The organism is Streptomyces sp. AC550_RSS872 (genome assembly GCF_019049285.1).
Lineage (GTDB): Bacteria > Actinomycetota > Actinomycetes > Streptomycetales > Streptomycetaceae > Streptomyces.
The window spans coordinates 35,626-48,789 of sequence record NZ_JAGMUL010000013.1 but is presented as its reverse complement, the minus strand read 5'-3'; the positions used below and the strand labels follow the sequence as shown (position 1 = coordinate 48,789).

General features: G+C 69.8%; 11 protein-coding genes and 2 pseudogenes. 10 read left to right on the top strand and 3 right to left on the bottom strand.

The genetic code is table 11. The features are described from left to right. Positions 1 to 50: 50 nt before the first annotated feature. From KUM44_RS04745 to KUM44_RS04720, 6 genes are all read left to right on the top strand, one after another. The gene (locus KUM44_RS04745; protein ID WP_217206463.1) at positions 51 to 1,877 is read left to right on the top strand and encodes an acyl-CoA dehydrogenase; all 1,827 of its coding nucleotides are present in this window, start codon (positions 51 to 53) and stop codon (positions 1,875 to 1,877) included. 123 nt (positions 1,878 to 2,000) lie between these two features. Continuing rightward, a complete protein-coding gene (locus KUM44_RS04740) occupies positions 2,001 to 3,299 on the top strand; it encodes a M18 family aminopeptidase (RefSeq protein ID WP_217206461.1) in 1,299 nt (432 codons plus the stop codon). A gap of 77 nt (positions 3,300 to 3,376) precedes the next feature. After that, positions 3,377 to 3,628: a DUF6458 family protein gene (locus KUM44_RS04735; RefSeq protein ID WP_217206460.1), complete on the top strand. Its 252-nt coding sequence runs from the start codon at positions 3,377 to 3,379 to the stop codon at positions 3,626 to 3,628. A gap of 106 nt (positions 3,629 to 3,734) precedes the next feature. Beyond that, on the top strand, positions 3,735 to 4,076 hold the full coding sequence (locus tag KUM44_RS04730) for a hypothetical protein (RefSeq protein ID WP_217206459.1): 342 nt from the start codon (positions 3,735 to 3,737) through the stop codon (positions 4,074 to 4,076). Between the two features lie 208 nt (positions 4,077 to 4,284). Further along, on the top strand, positions 4,285 to 5,016 hold the full coding sequence (locus KUM44_RS04725; RefSeq protein ID WP_217206458.1) for a hypothetical protein: 732 nt from the start codon (positions 4,285 to 4,287) through the stop codon (positions 5,014 to 5,016). Between the two features lie 177 nt (positions 5,017 to 5,193). After that, entirely contained in the window at positions 5,194 to 7,557 is a 2,364-nt protein-coding gene (locus KUM44_RS04720; RefSeq protein ID WP_217206457.1) for a hypothetical protein, read from the top strand. A gap of 40 nt (positions 7,558 to 7,597) precedes the next feature. Here KUM44_RS04720 and KUM44_RS04715 read toward each other — a convergent pair. Continuing rightward, positions 7,598 to 7,783, bottom strand: a pseudogene (locus tag KUM44_RS04715) (cupin); the annotation flags it as partial. Between KUM44_RS04715 and KUM44_RS04710 the strand changes: the two are divergent. Next, positions 7,778 to 8,263, top strand: a pseudogene (locus KUM44_RS04710) (helix-turn-helix domain-containing protein); the annotation flags it as partial. The pseudogenes KUM44_RS04715 and KUM44_RS04710 sit on opposite strands and share 6 nt — an antisense overlap. Further along, entirely contained in the window at positions 8,260 to 8,757 is a 498-nt protein-coding gene (locus KUM44_RS04705; protein ID WP_217206456.1) for an LURP-one-related/scramblase family protein, read from the top strand. The pseudogene KUM44_RS04710 and the gene KUM44_RS04705, both read left to right, overlap by 4 nt. A 13-nt stretch (positions 8,758 to 8,770) precedes the next feature. On the opposite strand, the gene KUM44_RS04700 is transcribed toward KUM44_RS04705, so the two are convergent. After that, positions 8,771 to 9,568 carry a carbon-nitrogen family hydrolase gene (locus tag KUM44_RS04700; protein WP_217206455.1) on the bottom strand — a complete coding sequence of 266 codons (798 nt, stop codon included), beginning with the start codon at positions 9,566 to 9,568 and terminating at the stop codon, positions 8,771 to 8,773. 182 nt (positions 9,569 to 9,750) lie between these two features. Here KUM44_RS04700 and KUM44_RS04695 point away from each other — a divergent pair, with 182 nt between their 5' ends. Continuing rightward, on the top strand, positions 9,751 to 10,575 hold the full coding sequence (locus KUM44_RS04695; protein ID WP_217206454.1) for a maleylpyruvate isomerase family mycothiol-dependent enzyme: 825 nt from the start codon (positions 9,751 to 9,753) through the stop codon (positions 10,573 to 10,575). A 123-nt stretch (positions 10,576 to 10,698) separates the two neighbouring features. On the opposite strand, the gene dacB is transcribed toward KUM44_RS04695, so the two are convergent. Further along, positions 10,699 to 12,102, bottom strand: a complete 1,404-nt coding sequence (dacB, locus tag KUM44_RS04690; protein ID WP_217206453.1) for a D-alanyl-D-alanine carboxypeptidase/D-alanyl-D-alanine-endopeptidase — start codon at positions 12,100 to 12,102, stop codon at positions 10,699 to 10,701. A gap of 266 nt (positions 12,103 to 12,368) precedes the next feature. On the opposite strand from dacB, the gene KUM44_RS04685 reads away from it, so the two are divergent. Further along, the gene (locus KUM44_RS04685) at positions 12,369 to 13,160 is read left to right on the top strand and encodes a cyclopropane-fatty-acyl-phospholipid synthase family protein (RefSeq protein ID WP_217206452.1); all 792 of its coding nucleotides are present in this window, start codon (positions 12,369 to 12,371) and stop codon (positions 13,158 to 13,160) included. Positions 13,161 to 13,164: the final 4 nt, after the last annotated feature.

Below are 13,164 nucleotides of genomic sequence, written 5' to 3'. Positions count from 1 at the left end.
CGAGGATGCACACCCAGTGCCTCGCCGATCTCTCTAACGGAGCCGTCGCCATGGGGCACTACAAGTCGAATCTCCGCGACATCGAGTTCAACCTCTTCGAAGTACTCGGGCGCGACAAGCTGTACGGCACCGGCCCGTTCGAGGAGATGGACACCGAGACCGCGAAAAGCATCCTCGACGAGCTGACCCGCCTCGCCGAGAACGAGCTGGCGGAGTCCTTCGCGGACGCCGACCGCAACCCGCCGGTCTTCGATCCCGAGACGAACACCGCGCCGGTCCCGCCGTCCTTCAAGAAGAGCTACAAGGCCTTCATGGACTCCGAGTACTGGCGGCTGGGGCTTCCCGAGGCCATCGGCGGCACCACCGCCCCGCCGTCGCTGATCTGGTCGTACGCGGAGCTGATCCTCGGCTCGAACCCGGCTGTGTGGATGTACTCCTCCGGCCCGGCGTTCGCCGGGATCCTCTACGACGAGGGCAACGACGTACAGAAGAAGATCGCCCAGATCGCGGTCGAGAAGACCTGGGGCTCCACCATGGTCCTCACCGAGCCCGACGCGGGTTCGGACGTGGGCGCCGGCCGCACCAAGGCGGTCCAGCAGGAGGACGGCTCCTGGCACATCGAGGGCGTCAAGCGCTTCATCACCTCCGGTGAGCACGACATGGAGGAGAACATCCTTCACTACGTGCTCGCGCGCCCGGAAGGTGCCGGTCCGGGCACCAAGGGCCTGTCCCTCTTCCTCGTCCCGAAGTACCTCTTCGACTTCGAGACCGGCGAGCTGGGCGAGCGCAACGGCGTCTACGCCACCAACGTCGAGCACAAGATGGGCCTGAAGGCCTCCAACACCTGCGAGATGACCTTCGGCGACCAGCACCCCGCCAAGGGCTGGCTGATCGGCGACAAGCACGACGGCATCCGCCAGATGTTCCGCATCATCGAGTTCGCTCGCATGATGGTCGGCACGAAGGCGATCTCCACGCTGTCGACGGGCTACCTGAACGCGCTGGAGTACGCCAAGGAGCGCGTCCAGGGTTCCGACCTCGCCGCCTTCGGCGACAAGACCGCACCCAAGGTCACCATCACGCACCACCCCGACGTGCGCCGCTCGCTGATGACGCAGAAGGCGTACGCGGAGGGCATGCGCGCCCTGGTGCTGTACACCGCCTCCATCCAGGACGCGATCGCCGTCAAGGAGGCCGCCGGCGAGGACGCCAAGGCCGAGCACGCGCTGAACGACCTGCTCCTGCCGATCGTCAAGGGCTACGGATCCGAGAAGGGCTACGAGCAGCTCGCCCAGTCGCTCCAGACCTTCGGCGGCTCCGGGTTCCTCCAGGAGTACCCGATCGAGCAGTACATCCGCGACGCCAAGATCGACACCCTGTACGAGGGCACGACCGCGATCCAGGGCCAGGACTTCTTCTTCCGGAAGATCGTCCGCAACCAGGGCGCGGCCCTGAACTCGCTCGCCGAGGACATCAAGAAGTTCCTGGCGCTCGGTGAGGGCGGCGAGGAGCTGGCCGGCGCCCGCGAGCACCTCGCGAAGGCCGCCGTCGAGCTGGAGGCGATCGTCGGCCTGATGCTGACCGACCTCGCGGCCACCGAGCAGGACGTCAAGAACATCTACAAGGTGGGTCTGAACACCACCCGCCTGCTGCTGGCCTCCGGCGACGTCGTCGTCGGCTACCTGCTCCTCAAGGGCGCCGCGGTCGCCGCCGAGAAGCTGCCGACGGCCTCCTCGAAGGACAAGGCGTTCTACCAGGGCAAGATCGCGGCGGCGAAGTTCTTCGCGGCCAACGTCCTGCCGGGCGTCACCGGTGCGCGCAAGCTCGCCGAGGGCATCGACCTGGACCTGATGGAGCTGGACGAGGCGGCGTTCTAGGCCCCGGTTCCGGGCGCTCCTACCAGTCCGTTCCAGTCACTCACGGACAATCCACATCGCCCTTGCGAGGGCCCGCTCCCCTTCACCGGGAGCGGGCCCTCGCACGTCGTTAAGGTGAACCCCATGAGCGAACCCCCCCGCTTCGACCGCGGCCACACCGACGACCTCATGTCCTTCCTGGCGGCGAGCCCGTCGCCGTACCACGCCGTGGCGAACACCGCCGAAAGGCTGGAGAAGGCCGGATTCCGGCAGGTCTCGGAGACGGACGCCTGGGACGGGACGAGCGGCGGCAAGTACGTGCTGCGCGGTGGCGCGATCGTGGCCTGGTACGTCCCCGAGGGCGCGGCGCCCCACACGCCGTTCCGGATCGTCGGCGCGCACACGGACTCCCCGAACCTGCGCGTGAAGCCGCTGCCGGACGCCGGGGCGCACGGCTGGCGCCAGGTGGCCGTGGAGATCTACGGCGGACCCCTGCTCAACTCCTGGCTCGACCGCGACCTGGGCCTGGCCGGCCGGCTGACCCTGCGGGACGGTACGACCCGGCTGGTGAACGTGGACCGCCCGCTGCTGCGTGTCCCCCAACTCGCCATCCACCTGGACCGTTCCGTGTCCGCCGAGGGGCTCAAGCTCGACAAGCAGCGTCACCTCCAGCCCATCTGGGGCCTCGGCGACGATGTGCGCGACGGCGACCTGATCGCCTTCCTGGAGGAGACGGCCGGGCTGCCGGCGGACGAGGTCACCGGTTGGGACCTCATGGTCCACTCCGTGGAGCCGCCTGCCCACCTGGGCCGGGACAAGGAGCTGGTCGCGGGCCCGCGCATGGACAACCTGCTGTCGGTCCACGCGGGCGTGGCGGCGCTGACCGCGGCGGCGGCATCGGGCGCGGCCCTGCCCTCCATCCCGGTGCTGGCCGCCTTCGACCACGAGGAGAACGGCTCGCAGAGCGACACCGGCGCCGACGGGCCGCTGCTGGGCGGCGTCCTGGAGCGTTCGGTGTTCGCGCGCGGCGGCTCGTACGAGGACAAGGCGCGTGCCTTCGCGGGCACGGTCTGTCTGTCCTCCGACACGGGCCACGCGGTCCACCCCAACTACGCCGAGCGCCACGACCCCACGCACCACCCGCGCGTCAACGGCGGCCCGATCCTCAAGGTCAACGTCAACAACCGCTACGCGACCGACGGTTCGGGCCGGGCGGTCTGGGCGGCGGCCTGCGAGAAGGCGAACGTCCCCTTCCAGTCCTTCGTCTCCAACAACTCCATGCCCTGCGGCACCACGATCGGCCCGATCACCGCGGCCCGGCACGGCATCAAGACCGTCGACATCGGTGTGGCGATCCTCTCGATGCACAGCGCCCGAGAGCTGTGCGGCGCGGACGACCCGCATCTGCTGGCGAACTCCCTGGTGGCTTTCCTGGAGGGGTAGTTCCGCCGGGCGGGTAGTTCCGGCCCGGCGGGGTACCCGCCTCCGACCGGAACCACCGGACCAGGGAGGCGACACCTATGGGCCTCGGCGGATGCATCATCCTCATCGCCGCGGGAGCCATCCTCACGTTCGCGACCGACTGGGACATGGAGGGAGTCAATCTCGACCTGGTCGGCATCATCCTGATGATCGTCGGGCTGATCGGCGTCACGACGTTCAGCAGCATCGCCAGGCGCAGGCGCGTGGTGGTACCGCCCGCGACGCCGGTCGTCGGCGACGAGCCCCACCATCATCGGCGGGACGGGTACAGCGACGGTTACGGGGTCTAGGACCCAGGAGATTCGTTTCAGCTCGTCAGAAAAGCTCCGCGGCCGGGCGGGGCTTTTCGGGCAGGACTCACACAGCTTGGTAACTAACTCAGTAATGTACTGAGTTATGGACTTCACCGTTATCGCGCACGCCGTCGAGGTCGATCACGGGATCAAGCGGCTCTCCATGCGCTTCATCAAGAAATATGCCGCGCCGGAACGCCAGCGGCTGAGCGCGGAGTTGTGCGAGGAGATCACGAACGAATTCGAGAAGCTCGGCCTCATCACCTTGCCGAGACGGCTGCCGACCTCGGAGAACGAGTTCGTGTTCGTCATCGAGAAGAACAGCGCCCTGGGGCAGACCGTGGCGGTCGCGACGGCCTTCGCCCTTCTCGACAAGCTGGGCCAGGGGCCACTGCCACAGCTTTTCGACAACTACCCCGACGCGCGAGGCAACTTGATCCCGTAGCACCCATTCCCGGCGCAATTCGATCGCGATCGGGCCGGATCGAATGCGGTTCTGATCAAGTCCGATCCGATCGCACTATTCCTTTCCTCGGCCGAGCTCATGGCCAGTAACGTCTTAGATGCGTGACGCAAGGGGTTCCTGCAACGCGCGAGCACCGCCGTTGCCGCGGACGCTCCATCACATCTCTTGCTGTGCCATGGAGTAACCCATGAACACCTTCGCGAATCAGCCCCCTGCCCATGCCGCCGGCGGCGACGATCTACCCATATTTGCTAGAGCGAATACTCGTCCCGTCGGCGTCTATGTCGCCGCCCTCTCCGGGGACCGGAACCTGACCATGGCCGGGTGGCTGCGTATCGGCTTCGACGCCTTCGAGTCCAAGGCGGTCGCCGCCGCCTGGGCCGAGTTCCGCGAGCAGCTGCACACGGACCCCGCCCTGAACATCCGGCGCGGTGACACCCTTCGCGCCAGGAAACTCGCCGCCGGGCAGGGCAGGCCGCTCCCCCTCTCGACCAGGCGCGGACCCAACAGGGCCGAGCAGTGGAGATACCGGCAGGTCCTCCGGCGCGGACTGGCGACGATCGCCGAACTGCCCGACACCACGGTCGGCACCGCCCACGGACCGCACACGACCGGCGGAGCCGCTGCCAGGGCCCTCATCGAGCGTCTGTCGGCCCGTCACACCGCGGACGGCACGTCCGCGCTCGCGGTCATCCGTAGGAACACCGTCGCCACCTGGTACGACCTCGCCGCCGCCCCGTCGCCGACGTCCCCCGAAAGCCTGCCCTGCGCCGCGGCCGACACCGACGGCCTCCTGGAGGCCGCGGAGTTCGTCGCGTACTGCGCGTACCGGCACCATGCCCAGCAGCGCAACCGCCGTTTCCTGTCCGGCTGGTTCGCGGAGCTGCACCCCGGAGCCGAAGAGCCCCTTCTGCTCTGACCTCGTCTGCTCTGACCTCGCGTCACCGGGCCGCCGAGCGGCCGGGCTCCCAGGGCGGACTCCCCTCGCCGCGCCGCCCCCCGGCCGCTCCGTTCTCCCACCTCTCTCCCTCCTCGTTCATCGTCCCTCGCCCCGCTCTGCCCTCTCCTGCCTCACTCGTCCCTTGGAGGACGTCCCATGCCTTCCCAGGCCCCCCGCTCCTTCCCCGTGCAATGGGGCACCGAGTCCGTCCTGGTGTCCAACGTCGATCCCGTACTGCCGTCCACCTCTTCGGACGCCGACATCACGAAGGTCGTCGACGCGGGCAACGCCAACCCCATGGCCCTGCTACCGGAAGCCGCTTGGCAGGCCATCGCCCGCGCCACGACCGGCCCCGACGCGGTGGCCGTACAACTGCGACCCACCAGCGAGGAGCCCGCCGGGCTGTTGATGGTGGAGAACGTCGACGGTGCGACGCTGCGCTCGGTCGTCACCCGGGTCCATCTGAGCGAGTTGCTGCCCGGTATCCAGCCCCGTACCGGAATGGAGGTGATGGAGATCCCGGACCCCCAGGTCCAGGGGGTCACCGACGAGGGCCGGCCCTGTGCGATCGTCCGCTACCGGTATCAAAGCCCCGCGCACCTGCGGGACCACGTGTGGCAGACCATCCACGGGACCCTCTCGCTCAACAGCTACGCGCCCTCCGTCCTCTCCCGCAAGGTCACCCGCAGTCTGATCACCCACCCCGTCGAGATCGCCTTCGAGGACGGCACCGAGTCCTTCCATGCCCTGGTCGTCCGGGACGGCATCACCAGGCTCGCGAGCGCCTGGGCCGTGCTCGCCGGCCCCGGTGCCGAAGCCTCGGAGGCGGCGGCGCTCGCGGTGGACTCGCTGTTCGGCAGGACCGGGGCCGTCCGGCCCGCCGCGGGCACCGTCCCGCTCGGGCAGCAGCTGGCCGCAGCCAGGGAGAAGTGGCGCCGCACGCTCGCGGAGGAGTTCGCGCGGGAGATCGCGGTCGAGGAACCGGGGCTACGCGCGGCCCAGATCGCCCAGACCTATGTCCTGCCGGCCCAGATCGCCGTCGGCGCGGAAGGACACCCGGGCCACCTCCTTGCCGCCGAGGACATCTTCGACGACGCCATCCGCTCCGTACTGGCCTCGGTCCACGTGGAGTTCAAGCAGTGGGACGCGGCCGCCCAGAACGTCGAGGTCGCCACGCGTGCCCTCAAGCGCGTGATCCAGCTGGGAAGTTCGCAGGTGCGCAAGGACGATCTCCAGGTGGTGTACGGCGTGGCCGTGGGCCGTATCCCGGTGGCCGAACTCCCCGACATGGTCCCTGGAGACACGCCCCCGCCCGGCACAGCGCTCTGGCGCAGCGTCTACCTCGTGTACTGGCTGACCCGGCCGGAACTCCTGGACCACCTCAAGGACCAGGCCAAGGCCATCAAGGGTGGCAAACGCATGGGTCTGAAGGGGTTCGCCGAGCTCCTCGGTCCGTTGATCGACCTCCCGTGGCGCTCGCACAAGAAGCAGGTCACGACACAGGCCCGCAACGCCTGGAACAACGGTGGCGTCCTCACCTCCGACGTCCTCCAGGAGTGGACTCCCTGCCCGACGGAGGACTTCACCGACCTTGTGGCGCCGGCCATGGCAGGCGACATCGACGCCCGCTGCACCCTGGCCGTGGCCGGCGGTGTGGCGCTGATCGCCGACAAGCTACTCACCCGGAACGTCGGTTCGGCCCTGATGGCCCCCAAGGAAAAGGGCGGCGTCCCCTTCCGCGCCGACGTCAACCAGATCGTCGAGGACCTCTCGCAGCGGCACAACGAGCTGGGCCTGTGGACCCTCGCGCTGGCCGCGAACGGGTTCCGCAGCGACGCCCTGCCGGAGAACGCCGTCACCGCACGCCAGCTCATCCGCCAGGAGCGGACAGGGGACGTGGCCGAACCCCCCTACGTCCACTTCAAGGTCGACCTCGGCAGCGACGACAAGATCGAGCGCGACGGCGACGGTGTGCCCGTGACCCTGCACCAGTGGGACGTCGTGTGGGCCTCCAATCCCGAACGCGCGATCAAGGCTCACCCTCCGAAAGCACCCGTCGTCCCGTTCCCACACCCGACGTTCGAGACCGGTACGTCGGCCGCCACGCCGGACGCCACAGAGGCCGGTGCGGAGGCCGGTGCGGAGGCCGAAGCCCCAGGAACGGGCGCCGAGGCGGCAGGCGAGGCGGAGGCTGTCGAGCTGCCCCCGGCCGCGTCCGGGTACCTGGCCGGGCAGCAGGACGCCGCGCGGACGCCCCGACCCCCCAGCCAGCTCGCCGCCGAACAGCGACAGGTGCTGCGCCACAGCGTGACGGCCGCCCGGGACGCCCTCGATCGGCTGCACCTGCTCGAACCCGAGGTCGGCGCCCACACACCGATCGTCCCGCTCCCCGTCCTCGACGACCTCCACAAGCTGCTCATCGGCTTGCAGACGGACGTCGAGAACCTCCGCCGGAAGATCACCCACGACGTGGAGACCGACCTGGAAGGCGAGGACGCCCCGGTGGAAGCCGGAGTGTGAGCCCGAATCCCGCTGTCGGGCGTCCGCCGTGCACTGACAGTCAGGTCAGGGCGCGTCCGGTGGTCGCGTCCACATGGGCCGGTACCTCGTCGTGGCGGTCGCCGACGGTCAGGGTGCCGGTGGGTTCGAAGACGAGGATGGCGGCGGGGACGGAGGCGTACGGCTTGTGTTCGGTGCCGCGGGGGACCGTGAAGACGGAGCCCTCGGGGAGGACGACCGTGCGCTCGACCTGTGCCTGCACGTCGTACGGAGGGACCATGGCGCCGAGGTCGCCAACGCGGTCTCCCGGCGGCTGGTGTTCGCCGCGCACCGGGACGGCGGGCAGAGGCAGTTCGTGGAGCGGCCGGTGCCGGACGTACCGGACGAGTCGCCGGCACCGCTGCCGACCTGGGCGCAGGAACGACTGGGGGAGCCGCTGACGGTGGCGGACCTGGCGGCGCGGGCGGCGGTGTCGCCGGCCACTCTGCACCGCCGCTTCCGGGCGCAGCTGGGGGCGACGCCGCCTGCGTGGCTGACGGGGGAGCGGGTCGCGCCGGCGTACCGGCTGATCGAGCGCGGGGAGGAACGGCTGGACGTGGTCGCGGCCAGAAGCGGACTGGGCACCGCGGCGAACCTCCGCGCGCGCGTGCGGCGCGAGACGGGGCTCAGTCCGTCGGCCTACAGGCGGCGTTTCGGAGCGGGCGGCGGGGAACGCCTCGTGTCATGAGATTTCTCGTACGCGACCGGCTTCTCGGCTTCGGTGACGACTACTGGATCGAGGACGACCGGGGCAACAAGGTGTTCCTCGTCGACGGCAAGGCGATGCGGCTGCGGGACACCTTCGAGCTGAAGGACACCCAGGGGCGCGTCCTCATCGACATCCACCAGAAGATGTTCGCCCTGCGCGACACGATGGTGATCGAGCGGGACGGCGGGCCGCTCGCGACCGTCCGCCGCAAACGGCTGTCCCTGCTGCGCAACCACTACCGCGTGGCCCTGGCCGACGGCAGCACGGAACTCGACGTCAGCGGCAAGATCCTCGACCGGGAGTTCGCCGTCGAGTACGACGGCGAACTGCTGGCCGTCGTCTCCCGGCGATGGCTGCACGTCCGGGACACCTATGGCGTGGACGTCGTGCGGGACGACGCGGATCCGGCGCTGCTGATCGCGGTGGCGGTGTGTGTGATCCACCTCGCGGAGAAGGAGCGGGGGGACGGCTGAGGGCCCTGCGAGCTCAGCGGCGCGGTGCCGCCAGCCCCAGCATGCGGTCCTTGAGCGCCGGGAACTGATCCCGCGTCACCGTGACCTTCCCCGGGTCGAACTCCACGGTGAGCACCTGCTCCTCCGCGTCGGCCTGCGCCAGCACGTCGCCCCACGGATCGACCACGATCGAGTGACCGGCCTGCGGAACTCCGGAGTGTGTACCGGCCGTTCCACAGGCGAGCACGAACGCCTGGTTCTCCACCGCCCGCGCCTGAGCCAGCAGCGTCCAGTGCGCCCGGCGGCGCTCCGGCCAGCCCGCCGAAATGACCAGGGTCTCGGCGCCTGCGTCGACGAGGCCACGGAAGAGTTCGGGGAAACGGAGGTCGTAACAGGTGGCTACGCCCAGGGTGGTCCCGGGCAGACGGACCGTCACCAGCTCCTCGCCCGCGCCCATCAGCACGGCCTCGCCCTTGTCGAATCCGAAGCGGTGGATCTTGCGATACGCGGCCACCAGGTCGCCGGAAGGAGAGAAGACGAGAGACGTGTTGTACAGCGGCCCCTCAGGGTCCCGTTCCGGAATCGAGCCCGCGTGCAGCCACACGCCCGCGTCACTCGCGGCCTTCGCCATCGCCTCGTACGTCGGCCCTTCCAGCGGCTCGGCCTCGCGCCCGAACGCCTCGTACGCGAACGCCCCGGTGGTCCACAGCTCCGGCAGCACGACCAGATCGGCGGCCCCCGCCTGATCCCGTACCAGCGAGGCAATCCGCCTCCGACGCGATTCGACCGATTCGCCCTCGTCTACGGCAATCTGGAGCAAAGAGGCGCGCACACTACCACCGTCCTGGCATTCGAACCGTACATACGGGCCTACGATCGTCACACGAAAGCACTGCCGGGGTGCCTCACAGCAGCGTAACTTAGCGTTTCAAGACACCCGCCGACAGCCGCCGCCTCCCGCTGGCAACGCCGCCACCACCTGCCCGTGTACCGACCGCCGAGGGGTCCCGTTCCGTGAGTCTGCATCCCACCCTCCAGCCCTACGCCGACGCCTGGACCCACTCCATCGAAGCGATATCCGAGCTGGTGACACCGCTGGTGGAGGGCGAGTGGAACCGGCGCACCCCGTGCCCGGGCTGGTCGGTCCGCGACATCGTGTCGCACGTCATCGGCCTGGACTGCGAGATGCTCGGCGACCCGCGCCCCATCCACACCCTTCCGCGCGACCTGTTCCACGTCACCAACGACCACCAGCGCTACATGGAGATGCAGGTCGACGTCCGCCGCCATCACACGGCGCCGGAGATGACGTCCGAGCTTGAGTACACGATCATCCGCCGCAACCGGCAGCTGCGCAACGAGTCCCGTGACCCCGGCACGAAGGTGCGCGGCCCGCTGGGCGCGGAGCTCACCCTCGAAGAGTCCATGCGGGGCCACGCGTTCGACGTCTGGGCCCACGAACAGGACCTTCGCACCGCCCTCGGCCGCCCCGGCAACCTCGACTCCCCCGGCGCGCACGTGGCCCGCGACGTCCTGCTCGCCAAGCTCCCCGAGATCGTCGCCACCCAGGCCGCCGCCCCCCGCAGCTCGGCGATCGTCCTCGACGTCCACGGCCCGATCGAGTTCCTCCGCACGATCCGCGTCGACATCCAGGGCCGCGGCACCCTCGAAACGGCCCCCGCCCTCGGCCCCGCCGCCACCCTCACCCTCGACTGGGAGACCTACGTCCGCCTGGCCTGCGGCCGCGTCACACCGGAGGCGGTGGCGGACCGGGTGAAGGCGGAAGGGGATCCAGACCTGACAGCGGCGATCCTGCGGAACTTCCCGGTTACGCCGTAAGCAGCGCGAGCCGCGGGCCGAGGGGCGGCCGCACACCGTACGACGAAGGGGCCGGCCGCTGGGGAGCGGCCGGCCCCTTGTGGTGTGCGCCATCACGTACGCACCGATGCGTCGTCCTGGTAACTAGGCCCAGCAGCCGTTCACCGTCGCCGCCAGGCCGTCCAGGGCGTCCTTGGTGTCGGTCGGGTTCGCCGTGGAGCCGTTCTCGACGAAGGAGAACACCCTCCACTGGCCGTCCTCGCTCTGCGTCAGGCCGCTGAGAGCGACCGCGCCGGTGAGGGTGCCGGTCTTCGCACGGACCTTGCCGACGGCGCACTTGGAGTTCGCGTCGTCGAAGCGGCCGAACTCGGGGCCGAGGGTGCCGCCGGCCTCGCCGGAGACGGGCAGGCCGTTGAGGATGGAGCCGAGGGTGTGGAGGTTACGGGGCTGCGTCAGCAGCTCGAGGATCTGCGCGAGCGTGGCGGCGGGGATGCGGGTGGCCCGGGACAGGCCGCTGCCGTCGTACATCTCGAAGTTGTCGAGCGAGACGCCGTACCGCCGGCTCAGCACCTCGCGTACGACCTGCGTGCCGCCCTCGAAGGTGGCCGGGCGTCCCGCGCCCAGGGCGGTCATCCGCAGCAGGGTCTCGGCGATGTTGTTGCTGCTGGTCTTGAGCATCGTGTGCACGATCTCCGACAGCTTCGCCGAGGTGTGGCGTGCCACCGGTACGTCGGTACGGCTCGCCTTGGCGCGGGTGACGTCGCCGTCGACGGTGACCCCGCTCGCGGCGAGCTTCTTGGCGAAGACCTGCCCGGCGTCGATGGAGGTGTCCTGGACGCCGTGTCCGTCGACGACGAGGGCGCGCACCGGGGCGACGGAGTCGGGGTAGTAGCCGGCATTCCAGCCCTTGGCCAGAGTCGGTTCGGGGAAGAGGCTGTCGTCCACGGCGACCTTCACGGTGGTCAGGCCCGCGGCCTTCAGCCCGGCGACCGCGCTCTTCGCCATGTCGGCGAGGTCGTCGCTGGTCAGCGTACGGTCGCCGCCGCCGACGAGCGTGAGGGTGCCGTTGCCGTAGACAACGTTCGTGGTGAACCGGTGATTGGGGCCGAGCACGGTCAGGGCGGCGGTCGCGGTGGCGAGCTTGGTGTTGGACGCCGGCATCAGCGCGGTGGAGGCGTTGTGGTCCCACAGGGTGGTGTCCGTGCCCGCGTCGAGCACCACACCGCTGACATTGTCGCCGAGCCGCTGGTCGGCGACGCGGGTGTCGAGGTTCGCGACCATCTTCTGCTCGGCGGCGTCGAGGCCGCCGGTCTGGTCCGCGGCCGACGCGGCGGTGTTCTTGCCGGCGGCGAAGGCCGCGGGAGCGGCGAGTGTCGCCGAGGCGACGGGCACGGTCATGGCGAGCACGAGGGCCCGGCGGGTGCCCGTGCCGAGCTGCTTGGGCTTGCGGTGGCGGCGTCGGCCGCCGGGAACGAAAGCATTCGCCGCCTGCGGGGTCCGACGAGGCGCCTCCTGTTCGGGGAGCTCTCTGACGTCTGCGTGGGACATACGTGGTTCTCCAGGTGCTTCGGTGTGCAGGAAGCCGGCTGTGCAGCGCGGTCGACGGGGGGTGGATGCCCTCGATCCGGGACACGCGCGCGATGGGCATCGGCACCCCGCGGCCACGAGGTCGACCGACGCCACGGACGAGGCTCACACCTGGGGAATTGTTTGGCACGTGGTTCTCATCAGCGAAATCAATGGATCGGCCATCGGCGCCACCGGTGCTGAAAATCAATGCACGGCACCGGCACCGGGTGGCTAACGTGCCCACCATGACCACCACCGACATGGCAACCACCACCCCGGACGCCGCCGCCGGGCCCCCGCGCCTGACCCGCCTGGCCTTCCACAGCCCCTTGTCGGAGACCCGCGCGGACGCTCTCGTCCAGCGCCTCACCCGCACGACCCCCGCAACCGTCCTCGACATCGGATGCGGCTGGGGCGAGTTGATGCTGCGCGTCCTGGCCGCCACTCCGAACGCGACAGGGACCGGCATCGACATAAACGCCGACGACGTCGCCCGCGCCCGCCGCAACGCAGCGGACAGAGGGCTCCAGGAAAGGGCCGAGTTCGTCGAGGAATCGGCGACGAAAACCACCCGCGGCCCCGCCGACCTGGTGCTGTGCACCGGAGCGAGCCAGGCCCTGACCACGGCCGAACCACCCGGCCACACCCCCGAAGCCCTGAGCGAACTACGCCGCCTGGTGACCGACAACGGCCGTGTCCTGCTCGGCGAGGGCTTCTGGCAACGCATCCCGACCCCCGCCGAACTCGAGGGCATGTGGCCGGGAGCAGCCGCGACCGACCACCACGACCTCGCCACCCTTCTCGACCTCGCCGTCGCCGCGGGCTTCCGCCCGGAGTGGACGGAGACCGCGAACCTCGACGAGTGGGAGGAGTTCGAGTCGGCGTACCAGGCGGACGTCGAGGTGTGGCTGGCCCAGAACCCCGGCCATCCCCTCGCCGCCGAGACCCGCGACCGCCTCGACCGCCACCGCGCCCAGTGGATGAGCTACCGCGGGGTGCTGGGACTGGCGTACCTCACACTCGTCCCGGCCCTGTAGTACC

Excerpts from the sequence above, each read along its gene's own strand:
- KUM44_RS04745 (WP_217206463.1), top strand. The coding sequence starts at position 51 with ATGGGGCACTACAAGTCGAATCTCCGCGACATCGAGTTCAACCTCTTC.
- KUM44_RS04740 (WP_217206461.1), top strand. The coding sequence starts at position 2,001 with ATGAGCGAACCCCCCCGCTTCGACCGCGGCCACACCGACGACCTCATG.
- KUM44_RS04735 (WP_217206460.1), top strand. The coding sequence starts at position 3,377 with ATGGGCCTCGGCGGATGCATCATCCTCATCGCCGCGGGAGCCATCCTC.
- KUM44_RS04730 (WP_217206459.1), top strand. The coding sequence starts at position 3,735 with ATGGACTTCACCGTTATCGCGCACGCCGTCGAGGTCGATCACGGGATC.
- KUM44_RS04725 (WP_217206458.1), top strand. The coding sequence starts at position 4,285 with ATGAACACCTTCGCGAATCAGCCCCCTGCCCATGCCGCCGGCGGCGAC.
- KUM44_RS04720 (WP_217206457.1), top strand. The coding sequence starts at position 5,194 with ATGCCTTCCCAGGCCCCCCGCTCCTTCCCCGTGCAATGGGGCACCGAG.
- KUM44_RS04705 (WP_217206456.1), top strand. The coding sequence starts at position 8,260 with ATGAGATTTCTCGTACGCGACCGGCTTCTCGGCTTCGGTGACGACTAC.
- dacB (WP_217206453.1), bottom strand. The coding sequence starts at position 12,102 with ATGTCCCACGCAGACGTCAGAGAGCTCCCCGAACAGGAGGCGCCTCGT.
- KUM44_RS04685 (WP_217206452.1), top strand. The coding sequence starts at position 12,369 with ATGACCACCACCGACATGGCAACCACCACCCCGGACGCCGCCGCCGGG.